We start from the raw sequence: 15370 nt of genomic DNA, 5'->3' as shown, positions 1-15370 counted from the left end.
AGATAATGGCAAGAAAGTATTTCGGCACCGATGGTGTCCGCGGCAAGGTTGGCGAATTTCCGATCACCCCTGATTTCGTGATGAAGCTGGGTTGGGCAGCAGGCAAGGTGCTCTCCAAGAAGGGCACCAAGAAAGTGCTGATCGGCAAAGATACCCGCATCTCTGGCTACATGCTGGAATCCGCACTGGAAGCCGGCCTCTCCGCTGCCGGCCTCAAGGCTATTCTGATGGGCCCCATGCCCACCCCGGCCGTTGCCTACCTGACCCGCACCTTCCGTGCCGAGGCCGGTATCGTCATCAGCGCCTCACACAATCCCTTCTATGACAACGGCATCAAGTTCTTCTCCGCTGACGGTACCAAGTTGCCGGATGATGTGGAAATGGCTATCGAGGCCGAGCTGGATCACGAGATCAAGTGTGTCGAGTCAGCCGATTTGGGCAAAGCCGTGCGTATCGAGGATGCTGCTGGCCGCTATATCGAGTTTTGCAAGAGCACCTTCCCCTCCAATCTGAGTCTGGAAGGGTTGAAAATGGTGGTCGACTGCGGCAATGGTGCAACCTATCACATAGCCCCCTCCGTCTTCCGCGAGCTGGGCGCCGAGGTGATTGCCATCGGCTGCAGCCCGGATGGTCTCAACATCAATGACGGGGTCGGTTCTACCGCTCCCGAGGCGCTGGCGGCCAAGGTGCTGGAGTGCAAGGCAGACCTGGGCGTGGCCTTCGACGGTGACGGCGATCGTCTGGTCATGGTTGATCACACCGGCTACATCATTGACGGTGACGAGATCCTTTACATCATTGCCCGCGATGCCCTGCGTAACGGCCGCCTCAAAGGCGGTGTGGTCGGTACTCTGATGGCCAACATGGGCCTGGAGCTGGCGTTGCAGACCCTGGGGATCCCGTTTGCCCGGGCCAAAGTGGGTGACCGCTACGTGCTGGAGATGATGAATGAGAAGGGCTGGCGTATCGGGGGTGAAAACTCAGGTCACATCATCTGCCTGGATCAGACCACGACAGGGGATGGTATCGTCGCCGCCCTGCAGGTGCTGATGGCCATCTGCACCGCCGAGATGCCGCTGGCCAAGCTGCGCTCCGGCATGAGCAAGTTCCCGCAGGTGCTGGTGAACGTCCGTTTCGCCGAGGGCAAGGATCCGCTGGCGGCTGACGCCGTCAACCAGGAAGTCGCCAAGGTGGAACAGGAGCTGGCCGGCCGTGGTCGCGTATTGCTGCGTAAATCCGGCACCGAACCCCTGATCCGGGTCATGGTGGAAGGTGAACATGAGCAACAGGTGCGCGACATGGCCCAGCGCATTGCACAACAGGTTGAATCGGCGTTTTAATGAACAAAAAGGGCGGCTTTTTAGCCGCCCTGGTTGTATCTTGTTCAAACGATTCGAAAATTCAAAAATAGCACTTGTCAGCTGACAATCCTCTGGATATTATCAGCCCCGCTTTCGCAAGGGAGTTGCCGATGGGACATCGCAAGCCGTTTGTAGCAGCCAACTGGAAGTTACACGGTAGTAGGTCGCAGCTAGAGCAGTTTACTGGCCAATGCCTGAAAGGTATTGATGAACAAGTAGATGTGGTCTTGTGTCCATCCCATGTGCATCTCGACTTCACCGCCGCACTGCTCAACGAGCAAAAGGTAATGAAGTTGGGGGCTCAGAATGTGAGTCAGCACCGACAAGGCGCTTATACGGGTGAAGTCTCGTGTGAGATGCTGGTTGAGGCAGGGTGTCGTTACGTACTGGTAGGGCACTCCGAGCGCAGGCGTCTCTTTGGTGAGACCAGCTTTATCGTCGCAGAGAAGTTTGCGGCAGCCAGAGCGGCAGGCTTGATCCCCATCCTCTGTTTGGGTGAGTCAGGTGCAGCGAGGCAAGCGAGAAGAGCCTTCGAGGTGATCGCTGAAGAGCTGGACATCGTCATAGAGAAAAATGGCGCGATGGCTTTCGATAATGCTATCATCGCCTACGAGCCGATTTGGGCTGTAGGTACAGGTAAATGCGCCACACCCGAGCAGGCACAAGAGGTTCATTCCTTTATACGCGGTCGCTTGGCGGAGGATACTCCGGTAATAGGTGAGAAAGTTAGAATCATCTATGGTGGGAGCGTGACACCGACCAATGCGAGAGATTTGTTTACCCAGCCCGACGTTGACGGCGGTCTGATTGGTGGAGCAAGCCTCGATGACAAGACGTTTTTAGGAATTGTTGAAGCGGCAAAGGGTGCAAGTTAAATGTACGAAATTCTTTTAGTCGTTTATCTGCTGGTTTCACTGGCTCTGATTGGTCTGGTGATGATTCAGCAAGGTAAAGGGGCTGACATGGGCGCCTCCTTCGGCGCAGGGGCATCGAATACCGTATTCGGCTCCGGTGGTTCAGGCAGTTTCCTGACCCGAACAACAGCAGTTTTGGCTACTCTGTTCTTTCTGATTAGTTTGGTGCTTGGCTCTATGTCCAGCCACAAGGTAAAACAGGGTAGTGAATGGGAAAATCTGCAACAAACCGAACAGGTTGAGCAGACCAAAACGCCAGTAAACAAAGATACTGACGTTCCCCAATAAGTGAGTTTTGCCGTGGTGGTGGAATTGGTAGACACGCTATCTTGAGGGGGTAGTGCTCTAGGGTGTGCGGGTTCGAGTCCCGCCCACGGCACCAATTAAGCAGTGAACTCGGGTAACCGGGTGTATTATAGTCGCTCAGTCTTGTATGAAGAGAATGAACTGGCTATAATCTCGCACGATTTCGGACGCGGGGTGGAGCAGCATGGTAGCTCGTCGGGCTCATAACCCGAAGGTCGTCGGTTCAAATCCGGCCCCCGCAACCAAATTTCACGCATTTCCTACGCTCAGGAAGGCGGTCGCTGCGAGGCGACAATCAGGGTAAAGCGCCAAGCCCCGATTTGACATCGGGGCTTTTTGTTATGTGCGATTTCTTCTGAATCGATATCTATCTGGGCTTTATGCCCTTTTTTTGTTTTTCGGAGGGTGACTTTGGCTACGTTGGAACAACGTTTGACCGATCTGCTCGAGGCTCCGGTCGTTGCCTTGGGTTTTGAACTTTGGGGTATTGAGTTTATCCGCGCGGGTAACCACTCCACTTTGCGTGTCTTTATCGACGGCGAGAATGGAGTGACTGTCGAAAACTGTGCTGAAGTCAGCCATCAGGTTGGCGCCATCATGGATGTCGAAGATCCCATCACAGAAGAATACTTCCTGGAAGTATCCTCCCCTGGTCTGGATCGTCCGCTGTTCAAGGTTGCCCAGTTCGAAAAATACGTTGGCCAAGAGGCGGCAGTGCAGCTGCGGATGGCAACAAATAACCGCCGCAAGTTCAAAGGCGTAATCAAAGCTGTGCAAGGCGACATGATCACCCTGACAGTAGATGGTAAGGACGACGTGTTGGCTTTCACCAATATCCAAAAAGCGAACATAGTGCCGAACTTTGGTTAACGAGGCTATCGGATATGAATAAAGAGATTTTGCTGGTCGTTGACGCTGTATCCAACGAGAAGGCGGTACCCCGCGAGAAGATTTTCCAGGCTCTGGAGACTGCGCTGGCGACTGCGACCAAGAAAAAATATGAAGGCGAGATTGAAGTTCGGGTTGAAATCGATCGCAAGACCGGTGACTACGAAACCTATCGTCGCTGGGTTGTTGTGGCCGATCAGGCTGCAATGGAGAACCCGTACGGTGAAATCACCCTCGAAGCCGCTCAGATCGAGCAGCCCGAGATCCAGCTCGGTGACTATGTAGAAGATCAGATTGACTCTGTTACCTTCGATCGTATCACCACCCAGACCGCCAAGCAGGTTATCGTGCAGAAAGTGCGCGAAGCCGAGCGTTCCCAAGTCGTTGACCAGTTCAAGGACAAGGAAGGCACCATCATCAGCGGTGTGGTCAAGAAGAGCAATCGTGACAACGTGATCCTGGATCTGGGCAGCAATGCCGAGGCCGTGATCTTCCGTGACGACATGCTGCCGCGCGAGACCTTCCGTCCGGGCGACCGTATTCGTGGTCTGCTCTACGCCGTGCGTCCAGAAGCCCGTGGTTCCCAGCTGTTCGTCAGCCGCTCCAGCCCGGACTTCCTGAAAGAGCTGTTCCGCATCGAAGTACCGGAAATCGGTGAAGAGATGATCGAAATCATGGGCGCCGCCCGTGACCCGGGCTCCCGCGCCAAGATCTCTGTCAAGACCAACGATCGTCGTATCGACCCAATCGGTGCCTGTATCGGCATGCGTGGTGCTCGTGTGCAAGCTGTCTCTGCCGAGCTGAGCGGTGAGCGTGCCGACATAGTGCTGTACGATGACAACCCCGCACAATACGTGATCAATGCCATGGCGCCAGCCGATGTGGCCTCCATCATAGTGGATGAAGACAACCACACCATGGATATCGCCGTGGAAGCCGCCAACTTGGCCCAGGCCATCGGTCGCAACGGTCAGAACGTGCGTCTGGCTTCCCAGCTTACCGGTTGGGAGCTGAACGTCATGACCGTCGAGGACATGCGCTCCAAGCACCAGGCCGAGAACGATCGCATCCTGACCCTGTTCACCAGCGCCTTGGACATCGACGACGATTTCGCCGGTCTGCTGATGGAAGAAGGCTTCTCGACTCTGGAAGAGATCGCCTTCGTACCCGTCAATGAGCTGCTGGCCATCGACGGTCTGGACGAAGACATGGTGGAAGAGCTGCGCAAGCGTGCCAAGGATGTCCTGACCACCAAGGCCCTGGCCAAAGAAGAATCCTTGGACGGCGTAGAGCCTTCCGAAGACCTGCTCAATCTGGCTGGCCTCGGTCGCGACATGGCATATGCCCTGGCCGCGCGTGGTGTCGGCACCCTGGAAGATTTGGCAGAGCAAGGTATCGACGACCTTGCCGACATTGAAGAGCTGACCGCTGAGAAAGCCGGTGAGCTGATTATGGCTGCTCGCAATATCTGTTGGTTCGGAGAAGAGCAGTCTGAATAAGATCAAACGGAGGAAAATGAATGGCAGAAGTATCAGTCAAACAACTTGCCACTGACATCGACACGCCGGTTGATCGTCTTCTCCAGCAGTTTGTCGATGCCGGTATCAGCAAGAGCAAGGCCGACGACCTCGTCAGCGAGTCTGAAAAGCAGACTCTTCTGGCTCACTTGAAAAAACAGCATGGAGGTGACGAGCTCACCGCACCAGCCCGCATGACTTTGCAGCGCAAGACCAAGAGCACCATCAGTGTTCAGGGGACTGGCGGCAAGAACAAGGAAGTGCAGGTTGAAGTGCGCAAGACTCGCACCTATGTAAAACGCTCGGCGCTGGAAGATGAACAGCGCCAGGCGGAAGCCGAGGAAACAGCGCGTTTGGAAGCAGAAGAAAAAGCTCGTAGCGAGGCCGAGAACAAGGTTCGTCTCGATGCTGAAGAGAAGGCTCGCCGTGAGGCTGAGCAGGCTCGTCGTGAAGCTGAGGAAAAGGCGCGGATCGAGGCACAATCAAAGGCTCGACAGGCTCCACAGCCCGCCAAAGCAGCCAGTAGCACAGCTCAGCAAGAGGCAGAAAAGATGGCCAAGCGCGAAGCAGAAGAACTGAAGCGCCAACAGGAACAAACAGCTTTGCAAAAAGCAGAAGAACTCGCCGCCAAGAAAGCCGAAGAGGCTCGTCTCATGGCGGAACAGAACGGCCCTCGCTGGGCTGAAGAAGAAGCTGCTCGCGCCAAAGAGAGCAGTGACTATCATCTGACCACCAACAAGCATGCGCAAGCCGCAGAAGACGAGTTGGACCGGAAGGAAGAGACCAGCCGTCGCACGGCTGCTGCAGCGGTCAAGGCCCCGAAAAAGGCCGGTCGTCGTGAAGACGATCGCGACTCCCGCAACCCGCGTGCCCGCAAAGGCAAGCGCGGCAAGATGGCCATGCCCAACGCCATGAAGCACGGCTTCAACAAGCCCGCAGCTGTGGTTAACCGTGACGTTGTCATCGGCGAAACCATCACTGTAGCCGAACTGGCCAACAAGATGGCCGTCAAGGGTGTTGAAGTCATCAAGGCGATGATGAAGATGGGCGCCATGGCCACCATAAACCAGGTGATCGATCAGGAGACTGCCCAGCTGGTCGCCGAAGAGATGGGTCACAAGGTGGTGTTGCGCCGTGAGAACGAACTGGAAGAGGCGGTACTGTCCGATCGTGACGAGACCTCCGAAGCCAAGTCCCGTGCTCCTGTCGTGACCATCATGGGCCACGTCGACCACGGCAAGACCTCGCTGCTCGACTACATCCGTAAAGCCAAGGTTGCTGCTGGCGAAGCCGGTGGTATTACCCAGCACATCGGTGCTTACCACGTCGAAACCGACAGTGGCATGATCACCTTCCTGGATACTCCGGGTCACGCTGCGTTTACCTCCATGCGTGCTCGTGGTGCCAAGTCGACCGATATCGTCGTTCTGGTTGTTGCTGCCGATGACGGCGTCATGCCGCAGACCATCGAAGCCATCCAGCACGCCAAGGCGGCTGAAGTACCCATCGTGGTTGCTGTCAACAAGATCGACAAGCCTGAAGCGGATCCGGATCGCGTCAAGACCGAGCTGGCCCGTTACAACGTCATGTCAGAAGACTGGGGTGGCGATAGCCAGTTCGTCCATGTTTCTGCCAAGTCAGGCGAAGGTATCGACGATCTGCTGGAAGCCATCCTGATCCAGTCCGAAGTACTGGAACTGAAAGCGGTAGTCGATGGCATGGCCAGCGGCGTCGTGATCGAGTCCTTCCTGGACAAGGGTCGTGGTCCGGTTGCCACCGTGCTGGTACAAGAAGGTACTCTGCGCCAGGGCGACATCGTACTGTGTGGTCTGGAATACGGTCGTATTCGTGCCATGCGTGACGAACTGGGTCGCGAGATCAAGGAAGCAGGTCCGTCCCTGCCGGTGGAAATCCTGGGTCTGTCCGGGGTGCCGTCTGCCGGTGACGAAGCCACTGTTGTACGTGACGAGAAGAAAGCCCGTGAAGTGGCGCTCTATCGTCAGGGCAAGTTCCGCGACGTCAAGCTGGCTCGCCAGCAGAAGGCCAAGCTGGAAAACATGTTCGCCAACATGACCGAGGGCGAAGTGTCCGAAGTGAACGTGGTGATCAAGGCCGACGTACAGGGTTCAGTGCAAGCCATTTGCGATGCGCTGGTCCAGCTCTCTACCGACGAAGTCAAAGTCAAGATCGTGGGCTCGGGTGTTGGTGGCATCACCGAAACCGACGCCACTCTGGCTGCGGCTTCCAGCGCCATCCTGGTGGGCTTCAACGTCCGTGCCGACGCTTCTGCGCGCAAGGTCATCGAATCCGAGAGCCTGGATCTGCGTTATTACTCCGTCATCTATGATTTGATCGACGAAGTGAAGCAGGCCATGAGCGGCAAGCTGGCTCCTGAGTATCGTCAGGAGATCATCGGTCTGGCTGAAGTGCGTAGCGTCTTCAAGTCACCGAAGTTCGGCGCCGTTGCCGGCTGTATGGTTACCGAAGGTGTGGTCAAGCGTTCCAACCGTATCCGTGTTCTGCGTGACAACGTGGTTATCTATGAAGGCGAGCTGGAATCCCTGCGTCGCTTCAAGGATGACGTCAACGAAGTCCGCAACGGTTACGAGTGTGGTATCGCGGTCAAGAACTACAACGACGTACGCGAAGGCGACCAGATCGAAGTTTACGAGACCATTGAAATTCAACGGACTCTGTAAGCCGACAGTTAGACAAAATAGGGGGCTGCGGCCCCCTTTTATCGCAGGATAGAATATGGCCAGAGAATTCAGCCGGACCAACAGGGTCGGCCAGCAGATCCAGCGCGAAATCGCGCTGATCTTGCAGCGTGAGGTCAAGGACCCGCGCATCGGCATGGTAACCGTCTCGGACGTGGAAGTGTCCAAGGACCTCAACTATGCCAAGGTTTATGTCACCTTCTTGCAGCTGGATATCGATGCCGAGCGCATCGCAGAAGGGCTCAAGGGCCTGACCGAAGCGGCCGGCTACATCCGCAGCCTGCTCGGCAGCGCCATGCGCCTGCGGGTGGTGCCCGAGCTGCGCTTCTACTACGACCAGACCCTGGTCGAGGGGATGCGCATCTCCAACCTGGTGTCCAACACAGTGCGTGACGACAAGCGTCGCATGGCCGAAGCCGGCCGTGAAGAAGACGAAGCCGCACCGGATGATACAACTGAGGATAAAGCCTGAGATGTCTCGTAGACGCCGTTTCAAGGGTCGTGACGTACACGGCATCCTGCTGCTGGACAAGCCGACCGGTCTGACCTCCAACGATGTGTTGCAGAAGGTCAAGCGTATCTACAACGCCGCCAAGGCCGGTCACACCGGCGCTCTGGATCCGCTGGCGACCGGCATGCTGCCGATCTGCCTCGGCGAGGCCACCAAGTTCTCCCAGTATCTGCTGGAGGCGGACAAGCGCTATGAGGTGACCGCCAAGCTGGGCGAGCGCACCAACACCAGCGACTCCGACGGCGAGGTGGTTTCCACCCGTCCGGTGAACGTGGCCCTGGGTACCCTGATCGAGTCGCTGGACCAGTTCCGCGGCCCCATCATGCAGGTGCCGTCCATGTACTCGGCCCTCAAGCACAACGGTCGCCCGCTCTACGAATATGCCCGTGAAGGCATAGAGATCGAGCGGGAAGCCCGCCCCATCACAGTGTTCGAGCTCAAGCTCATCAGCTTTGAAGGGGATGAGGTCAAGCTGGAAGTGCACTGCAGCAAAGGCACCTACATTCGCTCCCTGGTGGACGATCTGGGTGAAGTGCTGGGCTGTGGCGCACACGTTACCCAGCTGCGCCGTACCCAGGTGGCCACGTATCCCTATGAGCGGATGCTGACCCTGGAACAGCTCGAGTGCATCTTCGAACAGGCCAAGGCCGAGAGTATCCCGCCACGGGAGCAGCTCGACCCCTTGTTGCTGCCGATGGATACCGCCGTGGCCGCACTGCCCGAGGTGAACATGCTGGCGGCAGTCGCCGCCTATGTGAACCAGGGTCAAGCCGTGCAGGTAGCTGGCGCGCCGCAAAGCGGCCAGGTTCGCATGACGGTGGGCCCGGAGCGTGAGTTCATCGGTGTGGGCGAGATCGACGATGAAGGGCGGGTTGCCCCCAAGCGTCTGGTTCGCTACCACGATGAACACGACGAGGAGTGATCCTCAGGCGGTATCAGGGCGTCTTTCCCGCGGCGCCTCTTTCTCGTTGCGAAAAGTGACGGGGACGATTATGATACCGCCCTCATTTCATGGCTGAATTAGAGATTGGCTGTGAACCTTTAAACACTCTATTGGAGTAATACCATGTCTCTAAATGCTGAGATCAAAGCTTCCATCGTTGCTGACAACGCTCGTTGCGCCAACGACACTGGCTCCCCCGAAGTGCAGGTTGCCCTGCTGACTGCCCAGATCAACCATCTGCAAGGTCACTTCAAACAGCACGCTAAAGATCACCACGGTCGTCGTGGTCTGCTGCGCATGGTTTCCCAGCGTCGCAAGCTGCTGGACTACCTGAAGCGTAAAGATGTTCAGCGTTATGCTGCTCTTATCGCCAAGCTGGGTCTGCGTCGTTAATCGACCATCAGATTTCGCGAAAAAGGGGAACCTCAGGGTTCCCCTTTTTTATTGTCCGTCAGGCTGTTGCCATCCTCACAGAATGTGTGTCACTGCTTACCTTTTGGTTCGAATCAAGTATACTTGCACGCGAATTTAAAGAGCCAAATTGTAAAAAGGAAATTCACGTGAATCCTATTGTAAAGTCATTCCAGTACGGTCAACACACCGTCACTCTGGAAACCGGTGTGATGGCCCGTCAAGCCACTGCGGCCGTTATGGTCAGCATGGACGATACCTGCGTATTTGTGACCGTCGTCGGCAAGAAAGAGGCCGATCACGGTCGCGATTTCTTCCCGCTGACCGTCAACTACCAGGAGCGTACCTATGCTGCTGGTCGTATCCCGGGTGGTTTCTTCCGTCGTGAAGGCCGTCCGAGCGAAGGCGAAACCCTCACCTCCCGCCTGATCGACCGTCCTATTCGTCCGCTGTTCCCGGAAGGCTTCCTCAATGAGGTTCAGGTGGTTGCCACCGTTATGTCCGTGAACCCGCTGGTTTCCCCGGACATCGTTGCCATGATCGGTGCCTCTGCTGCACTGGCCATCTCCGGCATCCCGTTTGGTGGCCCGATTGCGGCTGCTCGCGTGGGTTACATGAACGGTCAGTATGTGCTGAACCCGACTACCGCCGAACTGCCCCAGAGCGATCTGGATCTGGTGGTTGCCGGTACCGCCAACGCCGTGCTGATGGTGGAATCCGAAGCGGCCATCCTCTCTGAAGAGGTGATGCTGGGCGCCGTTGTGTATGGCCACGAGCAGATGCAGGTCGTGATCAACACCATCAACGAATTCGCCGCCGATGTGGGTACCCAGCCATGGGATTGGACCCCGCCTGCGACCAACGAAGCCCTCAAGGCCAAGATTGCCGAGCTGGCTACAGCTGAACTGGGTGAAGCCTACCGCATCACCGAGAAGGCCGTGCGTTACGCCGCCATCAGCGCCATCAAGCAGCGCGTGGTTGAGCAAGTGATCGCCGCCGGCGTGGAAGACGATGCCAAGAAGATTGGCGAAGAGTTCCACAGCCTGGAAAGCCGCATCGTCCGTGGCCGCGTCGTACGTGGCGAGCCGCGCATCGATGGTCGCGATCCGGAAATGATCCGTGCCCTCTCCGTCGGCACCGGCATCCTGCCGCGCGCTCACGGCTCCGCTCTGTTCACCCGTGGTGAGACTCAGGCCATCGTCGTTGCGACCCTGGGTACCGAGCGTGACGCCCAGAACATCGACGAGCTGGCTGGCCACCGCGCCGACCGCTTCATGCTGCACTACAACTTCCCGCCGTATTGCGTCGGTGAAACCGGCATGATGGGTAGCCCCAAGCGTCGTGAAATCGGTCACGGTCGTCTGGCCAAGCGCGGCGTTGCTGCCGTGATGCCGAGCGCCGCCGAATTCCCGTACGTAGTGCGCGTGGTGTCTGAAATCACCGAATCCAACGGCTCTTCCTCCATGGCGTCCGTTTGTGGTTCCTCCTTGGCGCTGATGGATGCGGGTGTGCCGATCAAGGCCTCCGTTGCCGGTATCGCCATGGGTCTGGTGAAGGAAGAAGAAGGTTTCGTCGTGTTGTCCGACATCCTGGGTGATGAAGATCACCTGGGTGACATGGACTTCAAAGTGGCCGGTACTACTCAAGGTATCACTGCGCTGCAGATGGACATCAAGATTGAAGGCATCACCAAAGAGATCATGGAGATTGCCCTCAAGCAAGCCCGTGGTGCTCGCCTGCACATCCTGAAAGTGATGGACGAAGCCATCCAGGCGCCGCGTGCCGAGATTTCCGATTTCGCCCCGCGTATCCATACCATCAAGATCAATCCCGAGAAGATCAAGGACGTGATCGGCAAGGGTGGTTCCGTGATCCGTGCGCTGACCGAAGAGACTGGCACCAACATCGAGCTGGATGATGACGGTACCGTTCGCATCTCCGCCGTGGCCAACGAAGCGGCCATGGAAGCGATCCGTCGTATCGAAGCCATCACCGCCGAGATCGAAGTGAACCGCATCTATGAAGGCAAGGTTGTGCGTCTGGCCGATTTCGGCGCTTTCGTCAATATCCTGCCGGGTAAAGATGGTCTGGTGCACATCTCCCAGATCACCGACGCCCGCGTGCAGAACGTGGCCGACTTCCTGAAGCTCGGTGATGTTGTGAAGGTGAAGGTACTGGAAGTGGACCGTCAAGGCCGTGTGCGTCTCTCCATCAAGGAAGCGAATGCACCGACCGAAGCCGTTGCTCCTGCTGCTGACGTAGCCGCTGTCGAAGAGCCGGCTGCCGAATAAGGCTGCTGCGCTGTGAAGAGCCGACCTCAGGGTCGGCTTTTTTGTGTCCGATATCCACCACGCTTGTTTCCTATGAGACCCTCTGCTACAACGGAGAGCTCCCCGCGCGACGGGCAACAAGGAGCAGTATGATGTCGTGGGCCCTCCTCAGGCAGTTTCCCCCTCTGGTCTGGACCGTGATCCTGGGTACCTTCATGGTGCGCACCAGCTATTACATGGTCTGGCCGTTTCTCTCCATCTTGCTCTATCGGGAGTATGCCCTTTCGGCCACCAGTATCGGTGCCATGCTGGGGGCGACCGCGGCCATCTCGACCCTGGTCAGCTTCTATGGCGGCTGGCTGTCGGACAAGCTGGGGCGGCGCAACATCTTGCTGGCCGGTTGTCTGGTCGCGCTGCTCTGCTACGGCCTGTTGGGATTTGCCCACTCTGTATTCTGGTTAGGGGTCGGGGTGCTTGGCAGCGGCCTCTCTTCCGGCTTGATCGATGCGCCCGGTAAGGCGCTGATGGCCGACAGCCTCATCTCTGCCAAGGCCCGCGAGCTGGCACTCCACCTGCGTTACTTCTTGCTCAACCTGGGGGCGGCGATCGGGCCCCTGCTTGGGGTGACGCTGGGGATCAGTGCCCAGCAGCACACTTTTTTGCTGCTCTCCGGCAGTTATTTGGTGCTGGGGGCCGCCTTCGTCTGGGGTTTTCGCCAGCTGATTGAGGGCGAGCAGCGCAGCGGCGGCCTGGGTCTGCGCGCCGCCATCAAGGTGCTGTGGCTGGATTTGGGTTTTCTGTTGCTGGTGATGGCCAATCTGCTGATGGTGCTGGTCTACTCCCAGTTTCACTCGCCGCTGGTGCAATACCTGACGCGGGCAGAAACCCCAGAGGTGGCGAAACTGGTCGCCATCCTGGTGACCACCAATGCACTGACCGTGGTTGTGCTGCAATTCCCGCTGCTGCATCTGCTCGCCCGCTGGCCGCACAAGGTGCGGCTGCAGGTCGGCATCATGTTGTTTCTGGGGGCTCAGGTGCTGTTCGCGCTGGGGGATCCCCAGCAGTGGTCACACTGGATCGGGGCCGTGCTGTTGCTGAGCGTGGGGGAGACCATTCTGTTTCCGCTGCTCAATGTGCTGATCGACCAGATGTCGCCCCCTCATCTCAAGGGGAGCTATTTCGGCGCCGGTGCGTTGGCCGGGCTGGGTGGGGCCATCGGCGCCGTGCTGGGAGGCTGGATTATCGAGCAGTGGAGTGGCCAGTGGCTCTACATACTGATGACGCTGCTCTGCGTGCTGACGTTTCTGTTGTACGAATGGGGGGCCCGGATCCCGCGCCCCGAGGCGGCGAAATCCTGTGCCCGCCAAGGCTAGTGGGTCTCTTTCGGATTTACCTCTTTCAGTGCCTTCTTGGCGGCATACATGCGCTCGTCGGCCAGCCGGATCAGGCTGTTGCCCTCGTCGAACTGCAATGGCCCTGTCTGCACCAGGCCGATGCTGAGGGTCACATCGCCTATCTGTTCTGCCAGTGTGTGGGTCAGCCGTTGCAGATAGACGTCTCTGGCCTGATCCTCGCTGCAGTTGGGCAGGATCAGACAGAACTCGTCTCCGCCGTAACGAAAGCAGCAATCCTCTGCCCGTGACACCTTGCGGATGGACGCACCCACTAGGCGCAGTATCTCGTCTCCCCGCTGGTGCCCCTGGGTGTCGTTGATCTGTTTGAAGTCGTCGATGTCGAGGTAGGCGATGACCACTGGCTCGGCCCGGCGCTGGCAGGTGCGCAGGGTGCGGGTCAGGTTCTCCTGCAGGTGACGCACGCTGAGCAGGCCGGTGAGGGCATCGGTGCGGCTCATCTCCTCCAGTTGCTGGGTACGCTCCCGGACCTTCTCCTCCAGCGCTTTGGCATAGATCTCCGACTTCTCCTTGGATGACTCTATCTCCGAGACCAGACTGCGGATGTAGGTTTCGAATACCAGGGTAATGTCGAACAGAAACAGTTTGTCGAGGGCGGTCAGCATGGCGATGCGCTCGGGCTCATGGGCTATCTGGAGGAAGATATCCTCGATGAGCAGCCCCTTGAGGGTGTTGATGGCCGCCAGATAGAGCTTGGGTTCCACCCCGATCCGCTTGTGCACCAGCCCGATCCGCAGCCGGTTGTTGACGTACTCCAGGTCATAGAGACCGCTGAACAGATCGAGTATGTAACGGCGCTGAGCCGCTCTGAGTCGTGTCAGCGTATCGGCATCGCCGATCAGCAGGGCAATTTCGGTGATCCCGGTCTGCAGTATATAAAACTTGTCGACCAGCAAATCGATATGGGGTTCTATCTTGGTGCGATAGCTGGCGAGCCGGGTGAAGTCGTCCTCGTCCAGCAGCAGTAGCTCCTTGCGATGGGCGATCTCAAACTCGGTGATCCGCATCTGCTCCAGCAGGGTCTGTTCGGTTGGATTCATGGTAGTTCCCTGAACGAATATGAGGGGGCGCACATTGTTATCTAACTGACAGTGTAGACAGTAAAAACAGGGTAATGGTTTTCAAATGGCGCAGGTCCCCCGCCGATCAAGACTTGCGCCTGTGAGGCTGTGCGCTGGCTAGAAGGTCAGCACCTTGTCGGCCGCCAGTGTCCATTGGGCCAGCAGTGGCAGGGTACCAATCTCGATCCCTTCAATGAGGGGCAGTGCCGTGATGCCGCGGGCATCGGTGCAGGTCTTGCACAGACGGATGGCGGTGCCCTGTGCCAGCAGTATCTCCAGCATCTGGCGCAGGTTGTAACCCTCGGCCGGGGCTTGCCCCGCCAGGGCGGCACTGACAGCGTCGGACATCAGGAACAGCTGCAGGCTAGCGCCACCCTGCTCGCCCAGGGCAATGGCCAGACGCAGGGTATTGAACAGGGACTCGCTGCCATAGGGGGCACCGTTGGCAATGATGACAATATGTTGATTCATAAGAGACTCCATCACGAAAACACCATTGTAGTCCTGGCCGGCCTGTATTGGCGTGATGTTGCACAAACTCTGTCGTACCGGTTTGCGCATGACTTGACCCGGTTGGCCGAGTACGGTCTGATAGGCGACCATCAAACATGACAGAGGAATGAGGTCGTTATGTGGAAGGTTTTCGGAATAAGTATGCTGCTGTTGGCCGGTCAGGCTTATGGCAGCCAGCAGGTAGGCTGCAAGGCTAGGCAACAGGCAGTGGCGGATCAGCTGGTCTTCGCCAAGGCGCACAATAATGCGGATCAGATAGCTGGGCTGGAGCAGGCGCTGCGCAACATAGAGGCCCACTGTACCGATGATGGTCTGTTCAAGGAGCAGCAGCAACGGGTAGCCAAGCTGAAAGAGCAGGTGAACGAGCGGCTGCTCGAGCTGCAAAATGCGCGGGTGTCGGGCAAGCCGGACAAGATCGCCAAGAAGCAGGCCAAGCTGGAAGAGGCCCAGGCCAAGTTGCTGGCCGCCCAGAGCGAGCTGGATGCCCTGAGCAAGCTGATCAAACCCTGAACGACGAATTGCACAATGAAAAAGCCGGGCATGCCC

14 protein-coding genes and 2 tRNA genes are annotated in these 15370 nt (G+C 57.7%); 14 read left to right on the top strand and 2 right to left on the bottom strand.

Features of this window, described 5'->3' with window-relative positions; all coding sequences use genetic code 11:
• The first annotated feature begins 5 nt into the window (after window positions 1-5).
• The 13 genes from glmM (at window position 6) to GWQ29_RS03015 (ending at window position 13211) form a co-directional block, all read left to right on the top strand.
• Window positions 6-1340, top strand: a complete 1335-nt coding sequence (gene glmM / locus GWQ29_RS03075) for a phosphoglucosamine mutase (RefSeq protein WP_099994132.1) — start codon at window positions 6-8, stop codon at window positions 1338-1340.
• A 131-nt stretch (window positions 1341-1471) separates the two neighbouring features.
• Entirely contained in the window at window positions 1472-2236 is a 765-nt protein-coding gene (gene tpiA, locus GWQ29_RS03070) for a triose-phosphate isomerase (protein WP_169047559.1), read from the top strand.
• The gene (gene secG, locus GWQ29_RS03065; protein WP_265463004.1) at window positions 2237-2563 is read left to right on the top strand and encodes a preprotein translocase subunit SecG; all 327 of its coding nucleotides are present in this window, start codon (window positions 2237-2239) and stop codon (window positions 2561-2563) included.
• A gap of 9 nt (window positions 2564-2572) precedes the next feature.
• Window positions 2573-2657: transfer RNA gene (locus GWQ29_RS03060), tRNA-Leu, on the top strand.
• Between the two features lie 92 nt (window positions 2658-2749).
• Window positions 2750-2826, top strand: a tRNA-Met gene (locus tag GWQ29_RS03055).
• Window positions 2827-2992: 166 nt separating this feature from the next.
• Entirely contained in the window at window positions 2993-3451 is a 459-nt protein-coding gene (rimP, locus tag GWQ29_RS03050) for a ribosome maturation factor RimP (RefSeq protein WP_005317527.1), read from the top strand.
• A 14-nt stretch (window positions 3452-3465) separates the two neighbouring features.
• Entirely contained in the window at window positions 3466-4968 is a 1503-nt protein-coding gene (gene nusA / locus GWQ29_RS03045) for a transcription termination factor NusA (RefSeq protein ID WP_005317524.1), read from the top strand.
• 20 nt (window positions 4969-4988) lie between these two features.
• On the top strand, window positions 4989-7685 hold the full coding sequence (gene infB, locus GWQ29_RS03040) for a translation initiation factor IF-2 (protein WP_005317521.1): 2697 nt from the start codon (window positions 4989-4991) through the stop codon (window positions 7683-7685).
• Window positions 7686-7740: 55 nt separating this feature from the next.
• The gene (gene rbfA, locus GWQ29_RS03035; RefSeq protein ID WP_005317518.1) at window positions 7741-8175 is read left to right on the top strand and encodes a 30S ribosome-binding factor RbfA; all 435 of its coding nucleotides are present in this window, start codon (window positions 7741-7743) and stop codon (window positions 8173-8175) included.
• Between the two features lies 1 nt (window position 8176).
• A complete protein-coding gene (truB, locus tag GWQ29_RS03030) occupies window positions 8177-9136 on the top strand; it encodes a tRNA pseudouridine(55) synthase TruB (RefSeq protein ID WP_005317516.1) in 960 nt (319 codons plus the stop codon).
• A gap of 144 nt (window positions 9137-9280) precedes the next feature.
• Entirely contained in the window at window positions 9281-9550 is a 270-nt protein-coding gene (gene rpsO / locus GWQ29_RS03025) for a 30S ribosomal protein S15 (protein ID WP_265463003.1), read from the top strand.
• 167 nt (window positions 9551-9717) lie between these two features.
• Window positions 9718-11859, top strand: a complete 2142-nt coding sequence (gene pnp, locus GWQ29_RS03020) for a polyribonucleotide nucleotidyltransferase (protein ID WP_275918732.1) — start codon at window positions 9718-9720, stop codon at window positions 11857-11859.
• 41 nt (window positions 11860-11900) lie between these two features.
• Window positions 11901-13211, top strand: a complete 1311-nt coding sequence (locus GWQ29_RS03015; protein WP_345893267.1) for an MFS transporter — start codon at window positions 11901-11903, stop codon at window positions 13209-13211.
• Here GWQ29_RS03015 and GWQ29_RS03010 read toward each other — a convergent pair.
• Both GWQ29_RS03010 and GWQ29_RS03005 read right to left on the bottom strand, forming a co-directional pair.
• A complete protein-coding gene (locus GWQ29_RS03010; RefSeq protein WP_169045531.1) occupies window positions 13208-14290 on the bottom strand; it encodes a protoglobin domain-containing protein in 1083 nt (360 codons plus the stop codon). The genes GWQ29_RS03015 and GWQ29_RS03010 overlap by 4 nt on opposite strands.
• Before the next feature lie 138 nt (window positions 14291-14428).
• A complete protein-coding gene (locus GWQ29_RS03005) occupies window positions 14429-14782 on the bottom strand; it encodes a DsrE/DsrF/TusD sulfur relay family protein (RefSeq protein ID WP_096118667.1) in 354 nt (117 codons plus the stop codon).
• A gap of 159 nt (window positions 14783-14941) precedes the next feature.
• Here GWQ29_RS03005 and GWQ29_RS03000 point away from each other — a divergent pair, with 159 nt between their 5' ends.
• Window positions 14942-15334: a DUF1090 domain-containing protein gene (locus GWQ29_RS03000; RefSeq protein ID WP_058393767.1), complete on the top strand. Its 393-nt coding sequence runs from the start codon at window positions 14942-14944 to the stop codon at window positions 15332-15334.
• Window positions 15335-15370 lie beyond the last annotated feature (36 nt).

It is taken from the genome of Aeromonas sp. 2HA2 (assembly GCF_029237345.1).
In the GTDB taxonomy this organism is placed as follows: Bacteria; Pseudomonadota; Gammaproteobacteria; order Enterobacterales; family Aeromonadaceae; genus Aeromonas; species Aeromonas salmonicida.
Note: the sequence above shows the minus strand (reverse complement) of the source record. Positions and strands in the feature narration are given on the sequence as shown.

Coding starts and splice junctions, on each gene's coding strand:
- glmM (WP_099994132.1), top strand. CDS start 6: ATGGCAAGAAAGTATTTCGGCACCGATGGTGTCCGCGGCAAGGTTGGC.
- tpiA (WP_169047559.1), top strand. CDS start 1,472: ATGGGACATCGCAAGCCGTTTGTAGCAGCCAACTGGAAGTTACACGGT.
- secG (WP_265463004.1), top strand. CDS start 2,237: ATGTACGAAATTCTTTTAGTCGTTTATCTGCTGGTTTCACTGGCTCTG.
- nusA (WP_005317524.1), top strand. CDS start 3,466: ATGAATAAAGAGATTTTGCTGGTCGTTGACGCTGTATCCAACGAGAAG.
- infB (WP_005317521.1), top strand. CDS start 4,989: ATGGCAGAAGTATCAGTCAAACAACTTGCCACTGACATCGACACGCCG.
- rbfA (WP_005317518.1), top strand. CDS start 7,741: ATGGCCAGAGAATTCAGCCGGACCAACAGGGTCGGCCAGCAGATCCAG.
- truB (WP_005317516.1), top strand. CDS start 8,177: ATGTCTCGTAGACGCCGTTTCAAGGGTCGTGACGTACACGGCATCCTG.
- rpsO (WP_265463003.1), top strand. CDS start 9,281: ATGTCTCTAAATGCTGAGATCAAAGCTTCCATCGTTGCTGACAACGCT.
- GWQ29_RS03010 (WP_169045531.1), bottom strand. CDS start 14,290: ATGAATCCAACCGAACAGACCCTGCTGGAGCAGATGCGGATCACCGAG.
- GWQ29_RS03005 (WP_096118667.1), bottom strand. CDS start 14,782: ATGAATCAACATATTGTCATCATTGCCAACGGTGCCCCCTATGGCAGC.
- GWQ29_RS03000 (WP_058393767.1), top strand. CDS start 14,942: ATGTGGAAGGTTTTCGGAATAAGTATGCTGCTGTTGGCCGGTCAGGCT.